The following is a 25,055-nucleotide window of genomic DNA, read 5'->3' as shown; positions in this document are numbered from 1 at the left end:
CGGGAGGGCTCTCAGATGAGCGGCCGGGGCTGGGTCAACTCGTCGTAGACACTCAGCACTTGCGCGACGGTCTCGTCCTCGGTCGGCCAGGTCGCCGCCTGCCGCGCCCCCCGCTCCTTCAGCAGCTCCCGGCGCTCGGGATCCCCGAGCAGCTGTACGACGGCCTCGGCGAGGGCCTCCGGGTCGCCGTACGGGACGAGTTCGGCCGCGTCGCCGACGAGTTCGGGGATGCCGCCGACCTCGGTCGCGACAAGCGGCACGCGCGCGTGGAAGGCCTCCTGGGCGAGGAGCGAGCGCGCCTCCCAGCGGCTGGGCAGGAGCGCGAGATCGGCGGCGGCGAGCAGTTCGGAGATGTCGTCGCGCCGACCGATCAGCCGAACGGGCAGTCCCTCGTCCTCGATACGGCCCTGAAGGACGGCGCGCAGCGGACCCTCGCCCGCGATGACGACCAGCGGCACCGGGTCGAGAAGGCGCCACGCGCGCGTGGCGTCCAACAGGGTCTCGTAGCCCCGATGCCGGTCCAGGGAGCCGACCGCCATCAGCAACGGGCGGCCGGTGGCCCCGAGTTCGGCTCGCACCTTGGGCCGCAACCGGTCGGGATCCTCCTGCTCGGCGACTGCACGCGGCCCGGGCAGGGCGACGGCGGCGAGTCGCGCGTCCCGGGCACCGGTCCTGCGCGCCCGGTCCACGAGCGCCGAGGTGGACCCGAGCACCACGGAGGCGGCCTTCACGACCCGGCGTTCGAGAAGGCGCACGAAATGAGCCCGCGCGCCCTCGGCGTACGCCCGGTCGTGCCAGGTGACGACGAGCGGAGTGCGCCGCCCGCTGAGCGCCAGCACCGCGCGGAACGAGGCGTGCAGCCCGTGCGCGTGGACCAGATCGGCGTCCGCGCATGCCGCCCGCAGCACCGCCACGGAGGTGGGGTCGCTGCTGCGCGGCACGTGCACATGGTCGGCACCGGCCCCGGAGAAGTCGAAGGCCCGATCCGCCTCGGCGGGGGCGCACACCGTGACCCGCACGCCCCGCGCGACAAGCCCCGAGGTCAGGGAGCGCACATGCGCGCTGCTGCCGGCATTGCCTCCGCCCAGCACCTGCACGGTGCGCAGCGGCGACTGGCCGTGCGGTGAGTGGCTGCTCACGGGGGTCACGTGGCCGGGCTCCTGGTTCGGGTCGGACGGTCACGAGGAAACGTACAGAAGGTGTCGAGCGGAGGGGTGTACCGCGCGCTTCCTACGCGTGATGGGTTCTCTGCCAAGGATGCCAGGACGTACGGGTGTTCCGTGAATGCGGAGAACGGGGGAACGGCGTGTGCGGCGAGTCGGGGTCACTCACAAGAGTGACGGTAAGCCTCTTCCGACCTGAAGGTGCCCGCAGCCGACACACGACTCACCGCACCCCCACACAGCAGCAGCAACAACCGCGGCCGCATGCGCAACCAGCCCCAGCCGCCCGTTGCCCTCGACCACCGCGGCCCCCAGAGCCGCCCCCAACGCGTGCGCCCCCGCATCGCCGATCATCACGCGCTCACCGAGGTCGTCCGGCAAGACAGCCCCCGCCGCGCCCACGGCAACCTCGGCCACCTCCGACCGCACCATCCCCGGCACCCCGAGCGCCACCACCGCTCCGGCCGCCCGACCGGGCCGTACATCCACGAGGTTGACGAAATGCGCGGCCCCGGCGATCACCACACCCGCGAGCGCCTTGTCCACCAGCCGCTCCTTCATCAGCGCCCCCGCGACCAGCCCGGCCGCCGATATCCCGAACAATTTGACGGCTCCGCTGGTCACTTCACCGTCCCGCAGCGCGGCCATGTGTGCCCGGAACCCCCGCCGATGGTCCCCCGCGACGTCGTCGTACGCCCCGCAGAGCCCCGCGACGGCCACCGCCAGCCCCGCGGCGGGCCGAATCCGCCCGGCCCCGATCGCAGCGGCCAGCGCGGTCGCGGGCCCGGCGTACAACTCGACCGTCCGACCGGCGTAGTTCGTCCGCTCCCACCGCCCCCGCCCGCCCGGTGCCGTTGCCCGAAGGGCGGTGATGCCGACGCGCGTCAGGGCAGCGGTGATTCCCAGGGACGTACCCCTCACGCGTCCGCCCGAGCTGTGGCCAGCAACTCCTCCGCATGCGCGCGGGCCGTCTCCGAGTCCTCCTGTCCGGCAAGCATCCGGGACAGTTCCCGAACCCGTTCCTCACCCTCCAGGACCTTCACACCGGACCGCGTGACGGACCCGTCGTTCGTCTTCTCGACCAGCAACTGCCGGTCGGCGAAGGCGGCGACCTGAGGCAGATGGGTCACGACCACGACCTGCGCGGTCTTCGCGAGCCGCGCGAGCCGCCGCCCGATCTCGACCGCCGCCTTGCCGCCGACCCCGGCGTCCACCTCGTCGAAGAGATACGTCGGCACCGGGTCCGTCCCCGCGAACACGACCTCGACGGCCAGCATCACGCGCGAGAGCTCACCGCCGGACGCGCCCTTGGCGATGGGCCGCGCCGGCGCACCCGGATGCGGGGCGAGCAGCAGCTCGACCTCGTCGACACCGGCCGGCCCGTACGCGACCGCGCGCCCGCCGACCTCGACACCCTCCGGGTCCTCGGTCTGCCGGATGGCGAAGGACACGCGCGCGTGGGGCATCGCCAGCGAGGCCAGCTCTGCGGTCACCGCGGCGGCAAACCTTTCCGCGGCCTCCGTGCGCGCGTCCGTCAGCGCCTGCGCCAGCCCGCCCAGTTCGGTCCTGAGCGCGTCCCGCTCGGCGGTCAGCTCGTCGATCCGCTCGTCGTCGCCGTCCAGTTCGGTGAGCCTCGCGGCACTCTGCTCGGCCCAGGTGAGCACAGTGGCGACGTCCTCGCCGTACTTCCGCGTCAGTGCGGTGAGAGCGGCCCGCCGCTCCTCGACCGCCGACAGCCGCAGCGGATCGGCGTCCAGGTCGTCGGCGTACCCCGCCAGCTCCCCGGCCACATCGCCCAGCAGGATCCCGATCTCCCCGATCCGGTCGGCGAGCGCCGCCAGCGCGGGATCGTGCGACCGTACGGCTTCCAGAGCCCGCTGAGCGCCCGCCACGAGCGTCGCGGCATCGATGCCCTCGGGGTCCTCGGGGTTCCCGGCGAGGGCGGCATGGGCGGCCGTGGCGGCCGACGACAGCGCCTCGGCGTGCCCGAGTCGTTCGGCCTCCTCGGCCAGCTCGACGTCCTCCCCTGCCCGAGGCTCCACGCCGGCGATCTCGTCGAGCCCGTACCGCAGCATGTCGGCTTCCTGGGCCCGCTCACGCGCGCGCGTGACGATCTCGTCCAGTTCGACCGAGACGGCCCGCAGCCGCCGGTAGGCCTCGGTGTACTTGGCCAGTGGCACGGCGACGGCATCACCCGCGTACCGGTCGAGCGCCTGCCGCTGCCGGGTCAGCTTGAGCAGCCCCTGCTGATCGGTCTGCCCGTGCACGGCGACCAGCTCGTCGGCGAGCTCGGCGAGCACCCCCACGGGCACGGACCGCCCACCCAGGTGCGCCCGGGACCGGCCTTCGGCGGAAACGGTACGGCTGATCAACAGCGCCCCGTCGTCGAGCTCCGCCCCGGCCTCCTCGGCCCGTACGACGACGGAGTCGCCGGCGGACACGGTGATCCGCCCCTCCACCACCGCTTTCTCGGCCCCGATCCGCACGAGCGCCGCGTCAGCCCGCCCGCCGAGCAGCAGCCCCAGGCTGGTGACCACCATGGTCTTGCCCGCGCCCGTCTCACCGGTGACAGCGGTGAACCCGGGCGACAACTCGACGACGGCGTCATCGATGACTCCGAGCGACCGTATCCGCATCTCTTCCAGCACGGTGAAGACCTTACGAGGTCCGGACGACGAGATGCGAGGCCCCCTGTCACTCGGGCGAGTGGACCCACCTGTTCAGGGGCGCGAGGAACTGCTCGCTAGTGCGGCGCCCCCCGCCATCCAGAAACGGGCAACGCGAACTTCGCCACCAGACGATCCGTGAACGAAGCATGATGCAGCCGAGCCAACCGCACCGGCACAGCCCCCCGCCGCACCTCGACCCGCGCCCCTGGCGGCAACTCGAACGTCCGCCGCCCGTCACACCACAACACACCCGGCGGAATATGCGGCAACAACTCCACGGCCAGCACCGAGTTCGGCGAAGTCACCAACGGCTTCGCGAACAACGCATGCGCGGAGATCGGCACCATCAGCAGCGCCTCCACCTCGGGCCACACCACCGGCCCACCCGCGGAGAACGCGTAGGCCGTGGACCCGGTGGGCGTGGACAGCACGATCCCGTCACACCCGAAGCCCGTCACCGGCCGCCCGTCGATCTCCAGCACGACCTCGAGCAACTTCTCCGCGCCGGCCTTCTGCACGGCCGCCTCGTTCAGCGCCCAGTCCGTGTGAACGATGTCCCCGTTGCGGTGAACGACGACATCGACGGTCATCCGCTCCTCGACCTCGTACGCCTTGGTCACCACCCGGTCGACGACCTTGTCGAGATCGTCCCGCTCGGCCTCCGCGAGGAACCCGACACTGCCCAGGTTGACGCCCAGCATCGGCACCCCGGACGCCCGGGCGAACTCGGCGCCGCGCAGCAGCGTCCCATCGCCGCCGAGCACGATGAGCAGCTCACACCCTTCGAGGCACTGCGGAGTCGCCTCCTTGACGAGCTCCACCTCCGGCGGCAGCGGCAGGTCGGCCGCCTCGTACTCCAGGACGCGCACGCCGATCCCCGACTGCATCAGCCCCTTGACGACCAGCTCGGCACTGCGAATGGCCGCGGGCCGCCCGGTGTGGGCGAGCAGGAAAACAGTACGAGCTCGGTTCTGGCTCAACGCGGCCCCTCCGCAACTGCACGGTCTACATCGGCCGGGTCCAGGGCGGGGGCCCCGGCACGCAGCCACAGAAAGTATTCGACATTTCCCGAGGGTCCGGGCAACGGACTGGCCGTGACCCCGTTCACCCCGAGCCCGAGTTCCGCCGCCTTCGCGGCGACACCGCGCACGGCCTCGGCCCGCAGCTGCGTGCTGCGCACGACTCCCCCACTGCCCAGCCGTTCCTTACCCACCTCGAACTGCGGCTTCACCATCATCACCAGATCGGCGTCCGGCTTCACGCACCGCACCAGGGCGGGCAGTACCAGTCCGAGCGGGATGAAGGACAGATCCCCCACGACAAGATCCACTGGTTCCCCATCGATCGCTTCGAGCGTCAACTCGCGTACGTTCGTACGGTCCTTGACGGTGACGCGTTCATCGCTCCGGAGAGACCACGCGAGTTGCCCGTAGCCGACGTCGACGGCGACCACGTGCGACGCCCCCGCCCGCAGCAGCACATCGGTGAAACCGCCGGTGGAGGCCCCGGCGTCCAGCGCCCGCCGCCCCTCCACGACGAGTCCCCGCGGCACGAACACCTGAAGGGCACCCGCGAGCTTGTGCCCACCCCGGGACACGTAGCCGGGATCGCTGTCGTCGCTCTGCACCACGATCGCGGCCGCGGTCTCCACCTGGGTGGCGGACTTGGTCGCGACGGTCTTGCCGACGGTGACCCGCCCGGCCGCGATCAGCTGGCCGGCATGCTCGCGCGAGCGCGCCAGCTTCCGGCGGACCAGCTCCGCGTCCAGACGGTTGCGTGCGACTCCTGCCACGTTCGGTTCAGCTCCTAGTGCCATACGAGGGTGAGGGCGCCCTCTGGTCATACGACGGTGAGGGCGCCGGAGGTCCCGGGCGGGCGTCGAGCGCGGTGAGCGCGTCGCGCAGCCCCCGGTGTACATCCTCGTACACCTCGATGTGTCCGTCCGTGGCGAGGTGGTCGGCGTCGCCCAGCCGCTCCAGCTGAGCGTCCACCTCGGCGTTGCCGGTGGGGGTGCGAGGGACGTGCAGAGGGGCGGGGGCAGCCGGGTCGTACCCGGGTTCGACCGGGACCTCTTGTGAAGGCTCTGGAACAGCGTCGCTCATGCCCAGACGCTACCCCGAACCGCTGGGGTACCGTCGATCATGATGGCCACGATCGAGGAGTGCCGCGCCGCACTCGAAAAGCTCTCCGACAACATGCGGAACGCCGAGGGGGACGCCGCCACGGCGGCGTCCATGGACCGCTCGGTGAGTTGCCGTATCACCGATCTCGACGTCACCTTCGTCGGCCGGATGACCGGCGGCCGGATCGTGGTGCACGACACCCTGCAGGGCCCTCCGAAGGAGAAGGCCCAGATCAGGCTCACCATGTCCGGTGACGACCTGGTGGCCCTGGTGAACGGCGAGCTGAACTTCGCCAAGGCCTGGGGCTCGGGCCGGGTGAAACTGGAGGCGGGCCTCAGGGACCTGTTCCAGCTCAGGAAGCTTCTGTAGCGGCCTCCACGCGCACGCGTGCCTTGCGCGCTGCCGGCACCACCAGCGGCGTCCCGGTCTCCGGGTCGTCGATCACCTGGCAGCGCAGTCCGAAGACCTCCTCGACCAGTTCGGCCGTGACGATGTCGTTCGGACGCCCCTCGGCGATGATCTTCCCGCTCTTCAGCGCGATGAGATGCGTGGCGTACCGGGCGGCGTGGTTGAGGTCGTGCAGGACGGCCACCAGCGTGCGGCCCTGCTCCTCGTGCAGCTCGGCGCAGAGGTCGAGGACGTCGATCTGGTGCTGGATGTCGAGGTAGGTCGTCGGCTCGTCGAGGAGCAGCAGCGGGGTCTGCTGGGCGAGCGCCATGGCGATCCACACCCGCTGCCGCTGACCGCCGGACAGCTCGTCGACGTACCGCTCGGCGAGTTCCGCGACCCCGGTCTGCCGCATGGACTCCTGGACGACCCGCTCGTCCTCGGTGGACCACTGGCGCAGGATGCCCTGGTGGGGGTAGCGGCCGCGGCCGACCAGGTCGGCGACGGTGATCCCGTCGGGCGCGATCGACGACTGCGGGAGCAGACCCAGAGTGCGGGCGACCTTCTTCGCCGGCATCGACTGGATGACCTGCCCGTCGAGCAGCACCTTGCCCTGGCTGGGCTTGAGCATGCGGGAGAGGGCCCGCAGGAGCGTGGACTTGCCGCACGCGTTGGGGCCGACGATCACCGTGAAGGAGTTGTCGGGTATCTCCACCGACAGCTGCTCGGCGATGACCCGCTGGTCGTAGGCGAGGGTGACGGTGTCGGCGGACAGGCGGTTCACGGTGCTCCTTGGGTTGTTCAGTCCGCTGGTGAGGATGGTCTCGGCGCTCATATCCGGCCCGCCCTGCGCTCGGTGACCAGGAGCCACAGCAGATAGACGCCGCCGAGGACTCCGGTGACCACGCCGACGGGCAGCTGGTCCGCGCCGAAGACCTTCTGCGAGACCCAGTCGGCGGTGACCAGGAGGGTGGCGCCCATGCACAGGGACGGCACCAGGTTGGGGCCGGGTGAGCGGGTGAGGCGGCGGGCCAGCTGCGGAGCGGTGAGCGCGACGAAGCTGACCGGTCCGGCGGCCGCGGTGGCGGCGGCGGTGAGCAGGACGGCGGCGACCAACAGCAGCAGCCGTACGCGTTCGACACGCACCCCGAGGGCGTTCGACACGTCGTCGCCCATCTCCGTCATCCGCAGGCCGCGTGCGTTGGCGAGGACGAGCGGGACCAGAACGGCGCACAGCCACAGCAGCGGCCAGACCTGCGCCCAGTCCCGGCCGCTGAGAGATCCGGTCATCCAGACGACGGCCTGGGCCGCCTCGGTGAGGGTGGACCGGGTCAGCAGATAGCCGTTGACCGCCGTGACGATCGCGGAGACGCCGATGCCGACCAGGACCAGCCGGTATCCGTGCACGCCCTGCTTCCAGGCGAGCAGATAGATGGCGAACCCGGTCACGAGTCCGCCCACGAGCGCGCCCAGGGTGACCTGGGTCGCGCTCCCGGAGAACAGCACGATCATCGTGAGCGCCCCGGCCGTCGCCCCCTGGCTGAGCCCGAGCACGTCCGGACTGCCCAGCGGATTGCGGGAGATGGCCTGGAAGAGCGCGCCCCCGACCCCGAGCGAGGCGCCGACCAGGAGCCCGACGAGGACTCGCGGCAGCCGCAGCTCGTTGATGATGAACTCCTGCCCCGCGTTGCCGTTCCCGAGCAGCGTCTTCAGCACGTCCCCGGCGGGGATCGGGAAGTCGCCGGTGCCGATCAGCACGACGCTCGCGGTGAGCGCGGCGAGGAGTATCAGTCCGACGACGACGGTGGCCCGGACGTCCAGCCGGAGGGACAGGCCGCCGGGGGTCCTGATGGCACGGTTGGTCCTCACAGCTGCGCCGTCCTCCGCCGTCGTACGAGAAAGATGAAGACCGGCCCGCCGACGAGCGCGGTGACGATGCCGACCTGGAGCTCCGCGGGCCGCGCGACGAGGCGCCCGATGACGTCGGAGCCCAGCAGCAGCACGGGCGACAGGATGGTCGCGTACGGCAGGATCCAGCGCAGGTCGGGGCCGGTGAAGGAGCGCACGACGTGCGGCACCATCAGGCCGACGAACACGATCGGTCCGCAGGCGGCGGTCGCGGCCCCGCACAGCACGGTCGCGGCGAGCATGGCCAGCGCCCGGGTGCGGTTGAGGTGCGCGCCGAGGGCCTTGGCGGTGTCGTCGCCCATCTCCATCGCGTTGAGCGGCCGGGCCAGCGCGAGGGCGAGGAGCGAGCCGGCCGCGAGGAACGGCAGCACCTGCACGATGGTCGAGTTGTTCGCCGAGGACAGCGAACCGACCGTCCAGAACCGCATCTTGTTGAGCGCCTGGTCGTCGGTGATCATCACGGCCTGGAGATAGCCGTACAACGCCGCGCTGATCGCCGTGCCGGCCAGCGCGAGCCTGACCGGGGTGGCACCACGGCTCCCGCCGAGGAACCAGACCAGGGCGCCCACCGCGGCCGCACCGAGAAAGGCGAACCAGACATAGCCGCTGAGCGAGGTGACACCGAAGAAGGTGATCGCGGTGACGACCGCGGCGGACGCGCCCGCGTTGATGCCGAGCAGCCCGGGGTCGGCCAGTGGATTACGGGTGAGCGCCTGCAGCACCGCCCCGGACAGACCGAGCGCGGCACCGGCCAGCAGGCCGAGGACGGTCCGCGACAGCCGGTCGGCCACCACGACGTCGCCATAGGTCCCCGTGTCCTGGAACAGGCCGTGCCAGACCTGTTCCACGGACAGCCCTTTCGCCCCGACCGCGATGCTCGCCGTCGCGACGAGCACCAGGATCACGACGGACACGAGGAGCCCAAGGACTCGTATCGCCCGGCGGGTTGGGGGCACGGGGGCGGTCTCCGCGCGCTGTTCGGGAGGACTGTCGACCAACACGCAGTTAGGTTAGCCTACCCTGCCAACAGGCCACGATCCCGAGGCCCGAACGTTCCCGGGCTCACCGGGTCGCCTGCCCGCCCCGACGACTCACAACCCCAGCCTGGCGAGCGCCTTCCCCCCCTCCAGCTCGCACACACCGTCTCCGGCCGCCGTCCAGGCCGCCGCGCACAGCGCCCGCAGTCCGTCCAGGGCCTCGCCGTCACCGTCGAGTTCCAGTCGCTCCTCGCCGGCCCTCGCGGTCCAGCCACAGCACCGGAAGCCTTCTCCCGCCTCGGTGACCTCGGGCTGCCCGGTGAGCATCCCCCGCAGATCGGCGTCCACATAGGTCGGCCGGTGCTGCGGCGGCGCGGCCAGCAGCTGGGCGCCGTCGGTGACGCCGGTGAGCACGAGCAGCGAGTCCACCTCGCCGTTGAACGCGCCCTCGATGTCCGTGTCCAGCCGGTCCCCGACCACCAACGGCCGCGTCGCGCCGGTCCGCAGGATCGTCTCGCGGTGCATGGGAGGCAACGGCTTGCCCGCGACCTGCGGCTCGGCACCGGTCGCTATCCGCACGACCTCCACCGCGGCTCCGTTGCCCGGTGCGATCCCGCGCCCGCTCGGAATCGTCAGGTCGGTGTTGGACGCGAACCAGGGCACTCCCCGCGCAACGGCATAACTGGCCTCCGCGAACCGTCCCCAGGGCAGGTCAGGCCCACCGAAGCCCTGCACGACCGCAGCCGGGTCGTCGTCCGCCGACTCCACGGGCTCAAGACCCCGCTCGCGCAGCGCGACCCGCAGTCCCTCGCCCCCGATCACGAGCACCCGGGAACCAGCCGGCACCTGCTCGCTGATCAGCCGCGCGACCGCCTGGGCGGAGGTGATGACGTCATCGGCGCCCGTCGGTATCCCCAGCTCGGTGAGGTGCTCGGCCACCGTGTCGGGCGTGCGCAGCGCGTTGTTGGTGACGTAGGCGAGGTGCATACCCCCCTCGCGCGCGGTGGCGAGCGAGTCGACGGCGTGCGCGATCGCGTTCCCGCCCGCGTACACCACCCCGTCGAGGTCGAGCAGTGCGGTGTCGTACGCCTTGCTCAGGGACTGCCCACTGCCCTCGGGCCTCGTCCTCGCGCCCTGGCTCATTCCGCATCGCTCCTCGTTCGACGGCTTTCCCCCGATCATCCCCCATGCCACCGACACCCGTACGATGCCGGGATGAACACAGCAGGTCACCCGGAAGCAACGGCGCGCCGAGGCCTGGAACTCACCCCGTTCCGAGGCCTGCGCTACGACCCCGACCGGGTCGGCAGCCTGGCCGCCGTGACATCACCGCCGTACGACGTCGTGGTCCGCCCCGACGGCCTGCACCAACTCCAGTCCAACGACCCGTACAACATCGTCCGGCTGATTCTCCCGCAGGCGACGACCCCGGCCGAACGCAACGAACAGGCGGCCCGCACCCTGCGCGGCTGGCTCTCCGAGGGCATTCTGACCGCCGACCCCGAGCCCGGCCTGTACGTGTACGAACAGCGCGACGGAGCCGGCCTGCTCCAGCGCGGGATCATCGGCACCCTGCTCCTCTCGGAGCCGTCGGAGGGCGTGGTCCTGCCGCACGAGGACGTCATGCCGCATGTCGTCGCCGACCGCGCGGCCCTGATGCGCGCCACCTCGGCGAATCTGGAGCCCCTGCTCCTCACCTACCGCGGAAACGGCTCGGAGTCCGTCACGACGACCGCGATCGAACGCATGGCCGGGCAGCCCCCGCTCCTGGCCACGACCACCGAGGACGGCTACAGCCACCGCCTGTGGTCGATCACCGACCCGTCCGAAGTGGCCCGCATCCGCTCGGACCTGGGCCGGCATCAGGCCCTCATCGCCGACGGCCACCACCGCTGGGCGACCTACCGCCGTCTACGCGCGGAGCACGCCTCCCCGAGCCCCTGGGACCACGGCCTGGTCCTCCTCGTGGACACGGCCCGCTACCCCCTCCGCGTCCGTGCCATCCACCGCCTGCTGCACGGCGTCCCGGTGGCCCGGTCCCTGGCGCTCCTCGACGGTCTCTTCCGCGTACAACGCCTCGACGTCCCCCTCGCCGAGGCCCTGGACGCCCTCGCCGATTCGGCCTGCGCGGGCAACGCCTTCGTCCTCGCCGGAGACGGCGCCTTCCACCTCGTGGACCGCCCCGACCCGGACCTCCTGTCCCGCACGGTCCCCACGGACCGCCCCACCGCCTGGCGCACCCTGGACGCCACGGTCCTGCACGCCACGCTCCTCGCCCACGTCTGGCACATCCCCGAGGACGACCCCGCCCGCATCGCCTACATCCACGACACGGCCGCCACCGTCGAGAAAGCGGAACGCGACGGCGGAACAGCCGTCCTGATGCACCCGGTCCGCGAGGAGGTCGTACGCGACCTCGCCCGCCAGGGCGTCACGATGCCCCGAAAGTCGACGTCGTTCGGCCCGAAACCGGCGTCGGGGCTGGTCCTGCGCGCACTGGACGTGTAACGCACGAAGGGGCGGGATCATGGGATCCCGCCCCTTGTTCACTGCTTCACTGACCGCGCGTGTCAGTCCTTGAGGTCGCCGTCCTCGTCGTCTTCGCCCTCTTCGGCGAGTTCGTCGTCCACTTCTACGACCTTCTCGGCGGCCTCACTGTCGGCCTGTTCCTCAGCCTCGTCGAAGGCGTCGACGAACTCGACCCCGTCCAGCTCGGCGAGCCGGTCGGAGGCGTCCGTGCTGCCGTCCTTGTCGGACTCCACGGCCTTGGCGAACCACTCGCGCGCCTCACTCTCCCGACCGGCCGCGAGCAGCGCGTCGGCGTACGCGTACCGCAGCCGCGCAGTCCACGGCTGCACCGAGTTGGAGGCCAGCTCGGGACTCTGCAACGTCACGATGGCCGCGTCGAGCTGCCCCATGTCACGCCGGGCACCGGCGACGACGAGCCGCATCTCCACCTGCCCTGCCTTGTCGAGCTTGTGCACCTCGGGCGCCCCGGCCATGTCCAGCGCCTTCTCCGGCCGCCCGAGCCCGCGCTCGCAGTCGGCCATGACCGGCCACAGCTCCACGTTCCCGGTCATCCGCCGCGCGGCCCGGAACTCGGCGAGCGCCTCGCTGTACTTCTGGCTGGCGTACGCCGCGAACCCGGCCGCCTCTCGTACGGCGGCGACACGCGAGGCCAGCCGCAGGGCCACCTTGGAGTAGCCGTAGGCACCCTCGGGGTCTTCGTCGATGAGCCGGGCGACCATCACCAGGTTCTTGGCGACATCCTCCGCGAGCCCCTTCGGCAGACTCTGGAGCTCCTGCCGTACGTCCTTGTCGATCTCGTCGCCCGTGACGTCCTCGGGGATGGGCAGCCGCTTGATCGGCTCACGATCGCGCTCCCGCTCGTCGCGGAAACGCCCGCCGCCACGACGGTCGTCGCCACCGCGCCGGTCGTCCCGTCCACGGAAACCGCCGGGCCGCCCACCACGGTCGTCCCTACGCGGCCCACTGCGCCCGCCACGGTCGTCCCGCCGGTCGCTGTCGCGGCGGAAGCCGCCCCGGTCGTCCCGGTTGTCGTCACGCCGGAAGCCACCACGGTCGCCGACTCGGTTGTCGACCCGCCGGTTGTCGTCACGCCGGTCGTTGTCGCGACGGAAACCACCACGTTCACCGCGGTCATCGCTCCGGCGGTCGTCCCGCCGATCGTCACGGCGCTCGTAGCTGCCGCGGTTGTCGTCGCGACGGAAGCCACCACGGTCGTTGTCGCGACGCTCTACGCGCTCGCCTCGGTCACTACGGTCGCTTCGGTCGTCACGGCGGAAGGCAGGCCGGTCTCCATCACGCCGGAACCCACGGTCGCGGTCACGATCGTCACGGCGCGGCCCGGCCGGCCGGTCGTCGCGACGGAACGCGGGGCGAGGCCCACGGTCGTCCCCACGAGGGCCACGGTCACGGTCGTCACGCCGACCATAGCCACCCCCACGGTTGTCCCCACCACGACTGTCGCCACCACGGTTGTCCCCACCACGGCTGTCGCCACCACGGCTGTCGTCGCGACGGAAACCACCACGATCACCGCGGTCGTCTCGACCCCTGTACCCACCGCCGCGGTTGTCGTCGCGACGGAAGCCACCACGGTCGTTGTCGCGACGCTCTACGCGCTCACCTCGGTCACTACGGTCGCTTCGGTCGTCACGGCGGAAGGCAGGCCGGTCTCCATCACGCCGGAACCCACGGTCGCGGTCACGATCGTCACGGCGCGGCCCGGCCGGCCGGTCGTCGCGACGGAACGCGGGGCGAGGCCCACGGTCGTCCCCACGAGGACCGCGGTCACGGTCGTCACGCCGACCATAACCGCCACCACGGTTGTCCCCACCACGACTGTCGCCACCACGGCTGTCGTCGCGACGGAAACCACCACGATCACCGCGGTCATCGCTCCGGCGGTCGCCACCGCGGTCATCCCGCCGGACATAACCACCACTGCGGTTGTCGTCACGGCGGTTGTCGTCACGGCGGCCGTAGCCGCCACCGCGATTGCCACCGCGCTCATTGCCGCCACGGTCGCCGGCACCGCGGTTGTCGTCGCGACGGAAACCGCCACGGTCACCACTGTCCCGTCGCCGCTGGTCGCGCTCCGGTCGGTCGTCGGGAGAGTTGGTGGACATGGTGACTCCTGTCTTCGGTACTGCAAGCATTCTAAAAACAAAAGGACCCCTGGTCCCAGCTGAACGCTGGGACCAGGGGTCCTCCAAATATTGTTCGGCGGCGTCCTACTCTCCCACAGGGTCCCCCCTGCAGTACCATCGGCGCTGTAAGGCTTAGCTTCCGGGTTCGAAATGTAACCGGGCGTTTCCCTCACGCTATGACCACCGAAACCCTAATGGTTTCGAGCGAACAAGCACACTTTTCTGTTATGCGTTCTAGCTCAAAGCCGACAACAGTCGTTGCCTCAGAACTAACACAGTGGACGCGAGCAAATATGGACAAGCCCTCGGCCTATTAGTACCGGTCACCTCCACCCATTACTGGGCTTCCAGATCCGGCCTATCAACCCAGTCGTCTACTGGGAGCCTTAACCCCTCAAGGGGGTGGGAATACTCATCTCGAAGCAGGCTTCCCGCTTAGATGCTTTCAGCGGTTATCCCTCCCGAACGTAGCCAACCAGCCATGCCCTTGGCAGAACAACTGGCACACCAGAGGTTCGTCCGTCCCGGTCCTCTCGTACTAGGGACAGCCCTTCTCAATATTCCTGCGCGCGCAGCGGATAGGGACCGAACTGTCTCACGACGTTCTAAACCCAGCTCGCGTACCGCTTTAATGGGCGAACAGCCCAACCCTTGGGACCGACTCCAGCCCCAGGATGCGACGAGCCGACATCGAGGTGCCAAACCATCCCGTCGATATGGACTCTTGGGGAAGATCAGCCTGTTATCCCCGGGGTACCTTTTATCCGTTGAGCGACGGCGCTTCCACAAGCCACCGCCGGATCACTAGTCCCGACTTTCGTCCCTGCTCGACCCGTCGGTCTCACAGTCAAGCTCCCTTGTGCACTTACACTCAACACCTGATTGCCAACCAGGCTGAGGGAACCTTTGGGCGCCTCCGTTACTCTTTAGGAGGCAACCGCCCCAGTTAAACTACCCATCAGACACTGTCCCTGATCCGGATCACGGACCCAGGTTAGACATCCAGCACGACCAGACTGGTATTTCAACGACGACTCCACCTGAACTGGCGTCCAAGCTTCACAGTCTCCCAGCTATCCTACACAAGCCGAACCGAACACCAATATCAAACTGTAGTAAAGGTCCCGGGGTCTTTCCGTCCTGCTGCGCGAAACGAGCATCTTTACTCGTAGTGCAATTTCACCGGGCCTATGGTTGAGACAGTCGAGAAGTCGTTACGCCATTCGTGCAGGTCGGAACTTACCCGACAAGGAATTTCGCTACCTTAGGATGGTTATAGTTACCACCGCCGTTTACTGGCGCTTAAGTTCTCAGCTTCGCCACACCGAAATGTGACTAACCGGTCCCCTTAACGTTCCAGCACCGGGCAGGCGTCAGTCCGTATACATCGCCTTACGGCTTCGCACGGACCTGTGTTTTTAGTAAACAGTCGCTTCTCGCTGGTCTCTGCGGCCACCCCCAGCTCGAGGAGCAAGTCCTCTCACCAGTGATGGCCCCCTTCTCCCGAAGTTACGGGGGCATTTTGCCGAGTTCCTTAACCATAGTTCACCCGAACGCCTCGGTATTCTCTACCTGACCACCTGAGTCGGTTTAGGGTACGGGCCGCCATGAAACTCGCTAGAGGCTTTTCTCGACAGCATAGGATCATCCACTTCACCACAATCGGCTCGGCATCAGGTCTCAGACTATTGCCAGGCGGATTTACCTACCTGACGTCCTACACCCTTACCCCGGGACAACCACCGCCCGGGCTGGACTACCTTCCTGCGTCACCCCATCACTCACCTACTACCACCTTGGTTCGGCGGCTCCACCACTTTCCATTCCCCGAAGGGTCCGGAACGGCTTCACGGCCTTAGCATCAATAGGTTCGGTGTTTGACGCTTCACAGCGGGTACCGGAATATCAACCGGTTATCCATCGACTACGCCTGTCGGCCTCGCCTTAGGTCCCGACTTACCCTGGGCAGATCAGCTTGACCCAGGAACCCTTAGTCAATCGGCGCACACGTTTCCCACGTGTGTATCGCTACTCATGCCTGCATTCTCACTCGTGAACCGTCCACCACTGCCTTCCGGCGCGGCTTCACCCGGCACACGACGCTCCCCTACCCATCCATACAGGCGTTGGCCCTATTGTATGAATGACACGACTTCGGCGGTACGCTTGAGCCCCGCTACATTGTCGGCGCGGAATCACTAGACCAGTGAGCTATTACGCACTCTTTCAAGGGTGGCTGCTTCTAAGCCAACCTCCTGGTTGTCTCTGCGACTCCACATCCTTTCCCACTTAGCGTACGCTTAGGGGCCTTAGTCGATGCTCTGGGCTGTTTCCCTCTCGACCATGGAGCTTATCCCCCACAGTCTCACTGCCGTGCTCTCACTTACCGGCATTCGGAGTTTGGCTAAGGTCAGTAACCCGGTAGGGCCCATCGCCTATCCAGTGCTCTACCTCCGGCAAGAAACACACGACGCTGCACCTAAATGCATTTCGGGGAGAACCAGCTATCACGGAGTTTGATTGGCCTTTCACCCCTAACCACAGGTCATCCCCCAGGTTTTCAACCCTGGTGGGTTCGGTCCTCCACGAAGTCTTACCTCCGCTTCAACCTGCCCATGGCTAGATCACTCCGCTTCGGGTCTTGAGCGTGCTACTCAAACGCCCTATTAGGACTCGCTTTCGCTACGGCTACCCCACCCGGGTTAACCTCGCAACACACCGCAAACTCGCAGGCTCATTCTTCAAAAGGCACGCAGTCACGAGACACCAAGCAAGCTTGATGTCCGACGCTCCCACGGCTTGTAGGCACACGGTTTCAGGTACTATTTCACTCCGCTCCCGCGGTACTTTTCACCATTCCCTCACGGTACTATCCGCTATCGGTCACCAGGGAATATTTAGGCTTAGCGGGTGGTCCCGCCAGATTCACACGGGATTTCTCGGGCCCCGTGCTACTTGGGTGTCTCTCAAACGAGCCGCTGATGTTTCGACTACGGGGGTCTTACCCTCTACGCCGGACCTTTCGCATGTCCTTCGCCTACATCAACGGTTTCTGACTCGTCCTGTCGCCGGCAGACGACAGAAGAGAGATCCCACAACCCCGAATGCGCAACCCCTGCCGGGTCTCACACGCATACGGTTTGGCCTCATCCGGTTTCGCTCGCCACTACTCCCGGAATCACGGTTGTTTTCTCTTCCTGCGGGTACTGAGATGTTTCACTTCCCCGCGTTCCCTCCACATACCCTATGTGTTCAGGTATGGGTGACAGCCCATGACGACTGCCGGGTTTCCCCATTCGGAAACCCCCGGATCAAAGCCTGGTTGACGACTCCCCGGGGACTATCGTGGCCTCCCACGTCCTTCATCGGTTCCTGGTGCCAAGGCATCCACCGTGCGCCCTTAAAAACTTGGCCACAGATGCTCGCGTCCACTGTGCAGTTCTCAAACAACGACCAGCCACCCATCACCCCGGAGCTTCACTCCGAGTTCACTGGGGCCGGCATCGAGGGGGTTCATTCCCTCAGACACCCAACAGCGTGCCCGACACCCTCGCCACTCATGATCAGCTTTCCACGCTCCGAAGAGCAGTACTGGCAGCCCGAGATGACTGAAAGTGCCGAATAATCAACGTTCCACCCATGAGCAACCACCGTCGAACGTGTGCCGACGTAATGGCCCTGGACCACCGGGCAAGCCCGGCAGCCTAGATGCTCCTTAGAAAGGAGGTGATCCAGCCGCACCTTCCGGTACGGCTACCTTGTTACGACTTCGTCCCAATCGCCAGTCCCACCTTCGACAGCTCCCTCCCACAAGGGGTTGGGCCACCGGCTTCGGGTGTTACCGACTTTCGTGACGTGACGGGCGGTGTGTACAAGGCCCGGGAACGTATTCACCGCAGCAATGCTGATCTGCGATTACTAGCAACTCCGACTTCATGGGGTCGAGTTGCAGACCCCAATCCGAACTGAGACAGGCTTTTTGAGATTCGCTCCACCTCACGGTATCGCAGCTCATTGTACCTGCCATTGTAGCACGTGTGCAGCCCAAGACATAAGGGGCATGATGACTTGACGTCGTCCCCACCTTCCTCCGAGTTGACCCCGGCGGTCTCCTGTGAGTCCCCATCACCCCGAAGGGCATGCTGGCAACACAGAACAAGGGTTGCGCTCGTTGCGGGACTTAACCCAACATCTCACGACACGAGCTGACGACAGCCATGCACCACCTGTACACCGACCACAAGGGGGGCACCATCTCTGATGCTTTCCGGCGTATGTCAAGCCTTGGTAAGGTTCTTCGCGTTGCGTCGAATTAAGCCACATGCTCCGCTGCTTGTGCGGGCCCCCGTCAATTCCTTTGAGTTTTAGCCTTGCGGCCGTACTCCCCAGGCGGGGAACTTAATGCGTTAGCTGCGGCACCGACGACGTGGAATGTCGCCAACACCTAGTTCCCACCGTTTACGGCGTGGACTACCAGGGTATCTAATCCTGTTCGCTCCCCACGCTTTCGCTCCTCAGCGTCAGTAATGGCCCAGAGATCCGCCTTCGCCACCGGTGTTCCTCCTGATATCTGCGCATTTCACCGCTACACCAGGAATTCCGATCTCCCCTACCACACTCTAGCTAGCCCGTATCGAATGCAGACCCGGGGTTAAGCCCCGGGCTTTCACACCCGACGTGACAAGCCGCCTACGAGCTCTTTACGCCCAATAATTCCGGACAACGCTTGCGCCCTACGTATTACCGCGGCTGCTGGCACGTAGTTAGCCGGCGCTTCTTCTGCAGGTACCGTCACTTTCGCTTCTTCCCTGCTGAAAGAGGTTTACAACCCGAAGGCCGTCATCCCTCACGCGGCGTCGCTGCATCAGGCTTTCGCCCATTGTGCAATATTCCCCACTGCTGCCTCCCGTAGGAGTCTGGGCCGTGTCTCAGTCCCAGTGTGGCCGGTCGCCCTCTCAGGCCGGCTACCCGTCGTCGCCTTGGTGAGCCATTACCTCACCAACAAGCTGATAGGCCGCGGGCTCATCCTTCACCGCCGGAGCTTTCAACCACCACAGATGCCTGCGGTAGTGGTATCCGGTATTAGACCCCGTTTCCAGGGCTTGTCCCAGAGTGAAGGGCAGATTGCCCACGTGTTACTCACCCGTTCGCCACTAATCCCCACCGAAGTGGTTCATCGTTCGACTTGCATGTGTTAAGCACGCCGCCAGCGTTCGTCCTGAGCCAGGATCAAACTCTCCGTGAATGTTTACCCGTAATCGGGTGCACACATCACGAGAGCGGAGCGACCACCGGAATAAGGCGGTCGCTCACAGCGTCCTCGCTGTGTTTTCTTCAAAGGAACCTCGCCCCAGCAGATGCTGGAGACGGGGTATCAACATATCTGGCGTTGATTTTTGGCACGCTGTTGAGTTCTCAAGGAACGGACGCTTCCTTTGTACTCACCCTCTCGGGCTTTCCTCCGGGCTTTTTCCCTTCGGTCTTGCGTTTCCGACTCTATCAGATCCTTTCGGGCCTGATTCCCTGTCGGCGGGGCCTTTCGACATTCACTACGTTAGCCGATTCCCTCGGCAACTCATAATCGAGTCCGCGAGTTCGAATTTCAGCATGCGAGCATGCCGAAATCGCCCCCGCTGAGGGGATGTCGTAGGTAGTGGTTTGGCCGCTCTCGGCTGCTGGCGATCGCCGTAACCGGTTCAAGCGGCTCGTGCCACGTTACGCATCTTCCAAGAGCGAGTCAACTTGAGCGGCGCCTCGGCACATGGGCGCGATAGGGGCTCACTGTCGGGTCGTTGGCGATCCAGAACCGCCAGGGGTGCACGCCCCCGTCGCCGGCCACTCCGGTCCGCGGACCGTTGAGTACCTGGTCGGAGGCAACTGGGGTGCCGGTGAGCGCCCTCAGAGGGGTCTCACCCGACGCGCACGCGTCCGTGCCGTCCAGGGCTCGGTCCACGCCCAGGGCCGTGGCCAGGCGGGCCGGTCCTTTGGCCAGTTCCTTGTCATTTCGGGCCGAGAGTCGACGTTTGCGGGCCAGATCCGCACCTTCGAGGACCTCGCCGGCGCGGAGCAGGACGGCGCTCGCCCGGCCCTCCGGTCCGCAGACCAGGTTCATGCAGAACCACATGCCGTAGGTGAAGTAGACGTACACATGCCCAGGCGGACCGAACATCACGCCGTTGCGGGCCGTGTGGCCCCGATAGGCGTGGGAGCCCGGGTCGTTCGGACCGTCGTAGGCCTCGACCTCCGTGAGGCGCACGGTGATCGGACCGGCCGGGGTCGTGCGGACGAGGGTGCGGCCGAGGAGGTCGGGGGCGACTTCCAGTACAGGGCGGTCGAAGAACTCTCGTGGCAGTGGCGTACGGTCCGGGGGCGTGATCATGGCGTACGAGCGTAGTCCAGACGGGTGTGTGCCAAGGGTGGTCAAGGGGTCCGTCCGCTTGCCAGGGTGAGGGCGCGGAACCGACTGCGGCCGGATCGCGTTTGTAGGGATCAGGAATCCGCGCGTTCTTAAGAGGAGAGACATGGCGTTCAAGAAGCTGCTCGCGAGCCTGGGGGCCGGCGGGGCTTCGGTGGAGACGGTGCTGACCGAGGTCAACGTCGTCCCGGGGGGTGTCGTCCAGGGCGAGGTGCGGATCCAGGGTGGGTCCGTCGACCAGGAGATCGAGGGGCTGTCGGTCGGGCTCCAGGCCAGGGTCGAGGTCGAGAGCGGCGACCAGGAGTACAAGCAGGACATCGAGTTCACCAAGGTCTCGCTCGGCGGTGCCTTCACGCTTCAGGCGAACGCGGTGCACGCGGTGCCGTTCGGTCTGGAGATCCCCTGGGAGACGCCGATCACGACGATCGACGGCCAGGCCCTGCGCGGCATGAACGTCGGTGTGACCACCGAGCTGGCGATCGCGCGTGCCGTGGACTCCGGTGACCTGGACCCGGTCAGCGTGCACCCGCTGCCCGCGCAGAAGGCGATCCTGGACGCGTTCGTCCAGCTGGGCTTCCGTTTCAAGAACGCGGACCTGGAGCGCGGCCACATCCGTGGGACGCGGCAGCAGCTGCCGTTCTACCAGGAGATCGAGTTCTTCCCGCCGCAGCAGTACCGCGGGCTCAACCAGGTCGAGTTGAGCTTCGTCGCGGACGGCAACGCGATGGACGTCGTGCTGGAGATGGACAAGAAGCCGGGACTGTTCAGCGAGGGCAGTGACACCTTCCGGTCCTTCCAGGTGGGTCTGCACGACTACCAGAGCACCGACTGGGCCGCTTATCTCAACCAGTGGCTGTCCGAGGTCGGCAGCAAGCGCAACTGGTTCTAGGCTCGGAACCACTGACTCCAGTACTCGATCCAGGAGGTACCGAGGTGACCGAGCTCAAGCGGCGGCCGCTCCCCCACGACTTCCACCCGCCCGTGCCGTCGTTCACGGTCACGAGCGAGGACGTCGCCGAGGGGGCGACGCTCAAGGACGCTCAGGTCTACGCGGCCGGCAACACCTCTCCTCAGCTGCGCTGGGAGGGCTTCCCGCCGGAGACCAAGAGCTTCGCCGTGACCTGCTACGACCCCGACGCGCCCACGGGCAGCGGGTTCTGGCACTGGGTCGTGTTCGACATCCCGGCCTCGGTGACCGAGTTGCCGGTGGGTGCGGGCAGCGGCAAGTTCGAGGGGCTGCCGGAGAGTGCCGTACAGGCGAGGAACGACTACGGGTCGAAGGACTTCGGTGGGGCCGCGCCGCCGGCCGGGGACGGGCCGCACCGGTACGTCTTCACCGTGTACGCCGTGGACCAGGAGAAGCTCGGGCCCGATTCCGATGCCTCTCCCGCCGTTGTGGGCTTCAACCTGCGATTCCACGCAATCGCGCGTGCTCAGCTGATCGGTGAGTACGAGGTGCCCGCCGAAGACTGACGTTCATTGAGCGTTTGCCCGCCTCTGGTCTTGGAATTGATCAGAGGCGGGCACTTTTTATTGCGTTGTCCATCTCGGCGTGCCCGGCCAGAGTTGATCCAAGCCCAAGCCCGCCAAGGGGTGGGCCGGTGCGCACGGGAGGTGGGCTGGTATGCGGGACACGCTGGTACTCAACGCGAGCTTCGAGCCGCTGTCGACGGTGACGTTGAACCGAGCCGTCGTTCTGGTGCTTCAGGACAAGGCCGTCGTCGAGCAGTCCCACCCCGAACTGCGCATGCGCGGAGCCGCGGTCGACATACCGGCACCCCGGGTGATCAGGCTGTGCAGGTATGTACGGGTGCCCTTCCGAAGACAAGCCCCATGGTCTCGGCGGGGTGTTCTGGTGCGTGACCGGCACAGGTGCGCGTACTGCGGGCGGCGGGCGACGACCGTGGACCACGTGGTGCCGCGGTCCCAGGGTGGTCAGGACACTTGGCTGAACACGGTGGCCTCCTGCGCGGAGGACAACCACCGCAAGGCGAACCGGACTCCGTCCGAGGCGGGGATGCCGTTGCTGCGGGAGCCGTTCGAGCCGACTCCGGCTGACGCGATGCTGTTGTCGCTGGGGCACGAGGACTTCTCCGCGCTGCCGGACTGGCTGGCCGGAGAGGCCGCCTAGTCATCCGCCGGGTGCGGTTCTGATGCGGCTGCGGGTGCGTTGTGGCTTGTCGCGCCCCGCGGCGGAGCCGCATGTCGATACAGCCCCGCGCCCCTGAGTACGTTGGGGCCCGCCTTCGTCGAGAAGGCGGGCCCCTTTGTCGTACGGACGTCCCTGGGTCAGTCGATCTTCGGGGTCTCCCGGCGTTCCGAGCCGCCGTTGCCTCCGCTCGAACCGCCGCCGAAGTTGCCGAAGTTGCCCATGGCTCCGGAGAGGCCCTTGAGGGCGTCGCCGATTTCGCTGGGGACGATCCAGAGCTTGTTGGCGTCGCCCTCGGCGATCTTGGGGAGCATCTGGAGGTACTGGTACGACAGGAGCTTCTGGTCGGGGTCTCCGGCGTGAATCGCTTCGAAGACCGTGCGGACCGCCTGGGCCTCACCCTCGGCGCGCAGGGCCGCGGCCTTGGCCTCACCTTCGGCGCGCAGGATCTGGGACTGCTTCTCACCCTCGGCGGTGAGGATGGCGGCCTGGCGCGTACCTTCCGCGGTGAGGATCGCGGCGCGCTTGTCACGGTCGGCGCGCATCTGCTTCTCCATCGAGTCCTGGATGGAGGTCGGGGGCTCGATGGCCTTCAGTTCCACGCGGTTGACGCGGATGCCCCACTTGCCGGTGGCCTCGTCGAGGACGCCGCGCAGGGCCGCGTTGATCTCCTCGCGGGAGGTCAGGGTGCGCTCCAGGTCCATGCCACCGATGATGTTGCGGAGCGTGGTGACGGTGAGCTGCTCGATGGCCTGGATGTAGCTGGCGACCTCGTAGGTCGCGGCCCGGGCGTCGGTCACCTGGTAGTAGATGACCGTGTCGATGTTGACGACCAGGTTGTCCTGGGTGATCACCGGCTGCGGCGGGAACGGCACGACCTGTTCACGCAGGTCGATGCGGTTGCGGATGGTGTCTATGAATGGGACGACGATGTTGAGGCCCGCGTTGAGTGTCCGCGTGTAGCGGCCGAACCGCTCCACGATCGCGGCACTCGCCTGCGGGATGACCTGGATCGTCTTGATGAGGGCGATGAAGACCAACACCACCAGGATGATCAAGACGATGATGACCGGTTCCATCGTGCTCCCCGTGCCCTTCTCTGCCTCGGCGTTCTCGGAAGATCTTATGGTTGTTGAAGATCTTGCTGGTCGAGTCTGACAGACCGTCGTGCAACTCGTAGTGCGTTCGGTTCAGTTGCATCCTGCGAGGTCACATGACGATCGCCGTGGCTCCCTCGATGTCGACGACATCCACTTCCTGGCCCACTTCGTAGGCCCGGCCGGTGTCGAGAGAGCGGGCCGACCAGACCTCGCCGGCGAGCTTGATCCGGCCTCCCGCGTTGTCGACGCGTTCCAGGACGACGGCCTGTTTCCCCTTCAACGCGTCGACACCTGTGACAAGTTGGGGTCGCTGAGAGCGGTGCCGGGTCGCGATGGGCCGTACGACGGCGATGAGGGCCACCGAGACGACGGCGAAGACGAGCACCTGGACGACGATGTCACCGCCGAGTCCGGCCGCGATCGCGGCGGCAATAGCGCCCGCAGCGAGCATGCCGAACTCCGGCATCGCGGTGACCACGAGCGGGATTCCGAGCGCAGCCGCGCCGACGAGCCACCACACCCATGCGTCGATGTCGTTCACATGGGTCATGGTAGGTGCGGGGGACCGCCGCGGACAGGGCGCGATGGAGTGGGAAGGGGCTTCTTACCCGTGTTTTTGCGGGGACTTCACGTGATCACGACAGAGGCAGGCCCTGCGCGGTCCAGCGTTCGCCGACCTGCTCGACGACGAGGGGGAGGCCGAAGCAGAGGGAAAGGTTGCGGGAGGTGAGCTCGAGCTCCAGGGGACCCGCGGCGAGCACCTTGCCCTGGCGGATCATGAGGACGTGGGTGAAACCGGGGGCGATCTCCTCGACGTGGTGGGTGACCATGAGCATCGAGGGGGCGATCGGGTCGCGGGCGAGTCGGCCGAGGCGGCGGACCAGGTCCTCGCGGCCGCCGAGGTCGAGGCCGGCGGCGGGCTCGTCGAGGAGGAGGAGTTCGGGGTCGGTCATCAGGGCGCGGGCGATGAGGGTGCGCTTGCGCTCGCCCTCGGAGAGGGTGCCGAACTTCCGGTCCAGGTAGTCGGTCATGCCGAGGCGGTCGAGGAAGGCGCGGGCGCGCTGCTCGTCGATGTCCTCGTACTCCTCCTGCCAGCCCGCGGTCATGCCGTACGCCGCCGTCAGCACGGTCTCCAGGACAGTCTGGCGCTTGGGGAGCTTGTCGGCCATGGCGATGCCGGCCATGCCGATGCGGGGGCGCAGTTCGAAGACGTCGGTGCCGGGCTTGCCGAGGGTCTCGCCGAGGATGGTGGCGGTGCCCTTGCTGGGGTAGAGGTAGCTGGAGGCGAGGTTCAGGAGCGTGGTCTTGCCGGCGCCGTTGGGGCCGAGGATGACCCAGCGCTCGCCCTCCTTGACCGACCAGGAGACCTGGTCCACCAGAGCCCGGTCCTCACGGACCACGGATACGTCCTGAAGCTCCAGAACATCGCTCATGAGCGCGTTGTCTCCCCTTGCAGTGTGACCGGTGTCGGCGTCTCGGCTGTCGCGTGCG

19 protein-coding genes, 3 rRNA genes and 2 pseudogenes are annotated in these 25,055 nt (G+C 67.4%); 5 read left to right on the top strand and 19 right to left on the bottom strand.

Going from position 1 to position 25,055, the window contains the following annotated elements:
* Positions 1 to 11: 11 nt before the first annotated feature.
* From OG841_RS36360 to OG841_RS36335, 6 genes are all read right to left on the bottom strand, one after another.
* Positions 12 to 1,148, bottom strand: a complete 1,137-nt coding sequence (locus OG841_RS36360) for a glycosyltransferase family 4 protein (protein ID WP_328637510.1) — start codon at positions 1,146 to 1,148, stop codon at positions 12 to 14.
* A 180-nt stretch (positions 1,149 to 1,328) separates the two neighbouring features.
* Complete coding sequence (locus tag OG841_RS36355) at positions 1,329 to 2,084, bottom strand: hypothetical protein (protein ID WP_371568459.1); 756 nt, start codon at positions 2,082 to 2,084, stop codon at positions 1,329 to 1,331.
* Entirely contained in the window at positions 2,081 to 3,799 is a 1,719-nt protein-coding gene (recN, locus tag OG841_RS36350) for a DNA repair protein RecN (RefSeq protein ID WP_328643496.1), read from the bottom strand. The genes OG841_RS36355 and recN overlap by 4 nt, the downstream gene beginning before the upstream one ends.
* Positions 3,800 to 3,906: 107 nt before the next feature.
* Positions 3,907 to 4,812 (bottom strand): NAD kinase, encoded by a 906-nt coding sequence (locus tag OG841_RS36345; protein WP_062052107.1) that lies wholly within the window; start codon positions 4,810 to 4,812, stop codon positions 3,907 to 3,909.
* Positions 4,809 to 5,624 (bottom strand): TlyA family RNA methyltransferase, encoded by an 816-nt coding sequence (locus OG841_RS36340; protein WP_328637512.1) that lies wholly within the window; start codon positions 5,622 to 5,624, stop codon positions 4,809 to 4,811. Before OG841_RS36340 ends, OG841_RS36345 begins: the two co-directional genes overlap by 4 nt.
* Before the next feature lie 7 nt (positions 5,625 to 5,631).
* Entirely contained in the window at positions 5,632 to 5,934 is a 303-nt protein-coding gene (locus OG841_RS36335; protein ID WP_371568454.1) for a hypothetical protein, read from the bottom strand.
* A 42-nt stretch (positions 5,935 to 5,976) separates the two neighbouring features.
* Between OG841_RS36335 and OG841_RS36330 the strand changes: the two genes are divergently transcribed.
* Positions 5,977 to 6,324, top strand: a complete 348-nt coding sequence (locus OG841_RS36330; RefSeq protein ID WP_266379689.1) for an SCP2 sterol-binding domain-containing protein — start codon at positions 5,977 to 5,979, stop codon at positions 6,322 to 6,324.
* On the opposite strand, the gene OG841_RS36325 is transcribed toward OG841_RS36330, so the two are convergent.
* From OG841_RS36325 to OG841_RS36310, 4 genes are all read right to left on the bottom strand, one after another.
* Positions 6,308 to 7,177: an ABC transporter ATP-binding protein gene (locus tag OG841_RS36325; RefSeq protein ID WP_328637514.1), complete on the bottom strand. Its 870-nt coding sequence runs from the start codon at positions 7,175 to 7,177 to the stop codon at positions 6,308 to 6,310. The genes OG841_RS36330 and OG841_RS36325 overlap by 17 nt on opposite strands.
* Entirely contained in the window at positions 7,174 to 8,211 is a 1,038-nt protein-coding gene (locus OG841_RS36320; protein WP_371568452.1) for a FecCD family ABC transporter permease, read from the bottom strand. The genes OG841_RS36325 and OG841_RS36320 overlap by 4 nt, the downstream gene beginning before the upstream one ends.
* Positions 8,208 to 9,251, bottom strand: a complete 1,044-nt coding sequence (locus OG841_RS36315) for a FecCD family ABC transporter permease (RefSeq protein WP_371568450.1) — start codon at positions 9,249 to 9,251, stop codon at positions 8,208 to 8,210. The genes OG841_RS36320 and OG841_RS36315 overlap by 4 nt, the downstream gene beginning before the upstream one ends.
* Positions 9,252 to 9,341: 90 nt before the next feature.
* On the bottom strand, positions 9,342 to 10,370 hold the full coding sequence (locus tag OG841_RS36310) for an HAD hydrolase-like protein (RefSeq protein ID WP_371568448.1): 1,029 nt from the start codon (positions 10,368 to 10,370) through the stop codon (positions 9,342 to 9,344).
* Positions 10,371 to 10,442: 72 nt separating this feature from the next.
* Here OG841_RS36310 and OG841_RS36305 point away from each other — a divergent pair, with 72 nt between their 5' ends.
* Complete coding sequence (locus OG841_RS36305; RefSeq protein ID WP_328637518.1) at positions 10,443 to 11,735, top strand: DUF1015 domain-containing protein; 1,293 nt, start codon at positions 10,443 to 10,445, stop codon at positions 11,733 to 11,735.
* Between the two features lie 62 nt (positions 11,736 to 11,797).
* Here OG841_RS36305 and OG841_RS36300 read toward each other — a convergent pair whose 3' ends face one another.
* From OG841_RS36300 to OG841_RS36280, 6 genes and pseudogenes are all read right to left on the bottom strand, one after another.
* Positions 11,798 to 12,583, bottom strand: a complete 786-nt coding sequence (locus tag OG841_RS36300) for a hypothetical protein (RefSeq protein WP_328643497.1) — start codon at positions 12,581 to 12,583, stop codon at positions 11,798 to 11,800.
* Positions 12,584 to 13,027: 444 nt separating this feature from the next.
* Positions 13,028 to 13,909, bottom strand: a pseudogene (locus OG841_RS48665) (hypothetical protein); the annotation flags it as partial.
* A 62-nt stretch (positions 13,910 to 13,971) separates the two neighbouring features.
* Positions 13,972 to 14,088 (bottom strand): 5S ribosomal RNA (gene rrf, locus OG841_RS36295).
* A 105-nt stretch (positions 14,089 to 14,193) separates the two neighbouring features.
* Positions 14,194 to 17,314 (bottom strand): 23S ribosomal RNA (locus tag OG841_RS36290).
* A gap of 305 nt (positions 17,315 to 17,619) precedes the next feature.
* Positions 17,620 to 19,145: ribosomal RNA gene (locus OG841_RS36285) — 16S ribosomal RNA — on the bottom strand.
* Together the 16S, 23S and 5S rRNA genes form the textbook arrangement of a ribosomal RNA operon.
* A 492-nt stretch (positions 19,146 to 19,637) precedes the next feature.
* Positions 19,638 to 20,279, bottom strand: a complete 642-nt coding sequence (locus OG841_RS36280; protein ID WP_365122849.1) for a DNA-3-methyladenine glycosylase — start codon at positions 20,277 to 20,279, stop codon at positions 19,638 to 19,640.
* A 142-nt stretch (positions 20,280 to 20,421) separates the two neighbouring features.
* Between OG841_RS36280 and OG841_RS36275 the strand changes: the two genes are divergently transcribed.
* The 3 genes from OG841_RS36275 (at position 20,422) to OG841_RS36265 (ending at position 22,446) form a co-directional block, all read left to right on the top strand.
* Positions 20,422 to 21,204: a sporulation protein gene (locus OG841_RS36275; RefSeq protein ID WP_328637520.1), complete on the top strand. Its 783-nt coding sequence runs from the start codon at positions 20,422 to 20,424 to the stop codon at positions 21,202 to 21,204.
* A 44-nt stretch (positions 21,205 to 21,248) separates the two neighbouring features.
* Positions 21,249 to 21,788 (top strand): YbhB/YbcL family Raf kinase inhibitor-like protein, encoded by a 540-nt coding sequence (locus tag OG841_RS36270; RefSeq protein ID WP_328637521.1) that lies wholly within the window; start codon positions 21,249 to 21,251, stop codon positions 21,786 to 21,788.
* A 151-nt stretch (positions 21,789 to 21,939) separates the two neighbouring features.
* Positions 21,940 to 22,446: an HNH endonuclease gene (locus OG841_RS36265; protein WP_328637522.1), complete on the top strand. Its 507-nt coding sequence runs from the start codon at positions 21,940 to 21,942 to the stop codon at positions 22,444 to 22,446.
* 158 nt (positions 22,447 to 22,604) lie between these two features.
* Here OG841_RS36265 and OG841_RS36260 read toward each other — a convergent pair whose 3' ends face one another.
* The 3 genes and pseudogenes from OG841_RS36260 to OG841_RS36250 all read right to left on the bottom strand — a co-directional run.
* Positions 22,605 to 23,543, bottom strand: a complete 939-nt coding sequence (locus OG841_RS36260; protein WP_057618170.1) for an SPFH domain-containing protein — start codon at positions 23,541 to 23,543, stop codon at positions 22,605 to 22,607.
* Between the two features lie 130 nt (positions 23,544 to 23,673).
* Positions 23,674 to 24,105, bottom strand: coding sequence for an NfeD family protein (locus OG841_RS36255; protein WP_280856700.1), 432 nt, complete (start codon positions 24,103 to 24,105; stop codon positions 23,674 to 23,676).
* A gap of 361 nt (positions 24,106 to 24,466) precedes the next feature.
* Positions 24,467 to 24,997: pseudogene (locus OG841_RS36250) on the bottom strand (ABC transporter ATP-binding protein); the annotation flags it as partial.
* Positions 24,998 to 25,055: the final 58 nt, after the last annotated feature.

It is taken from the genome of Streptomyces canus (genome assembly GCF_041435015.1).
GTDB classification, from domain to species: domain Bacteria; phylum Actinomycetota; class Actinomycetes; order Streptomycetales; family Streptomycetaceae; genus Streptomyces; species Streptomyces canus_G.
The sequence above is the reverse complement of the archived record's forward strand: the minus strand, read 5'-3'. Positions and strand labels throughout refer to the sequence as shown.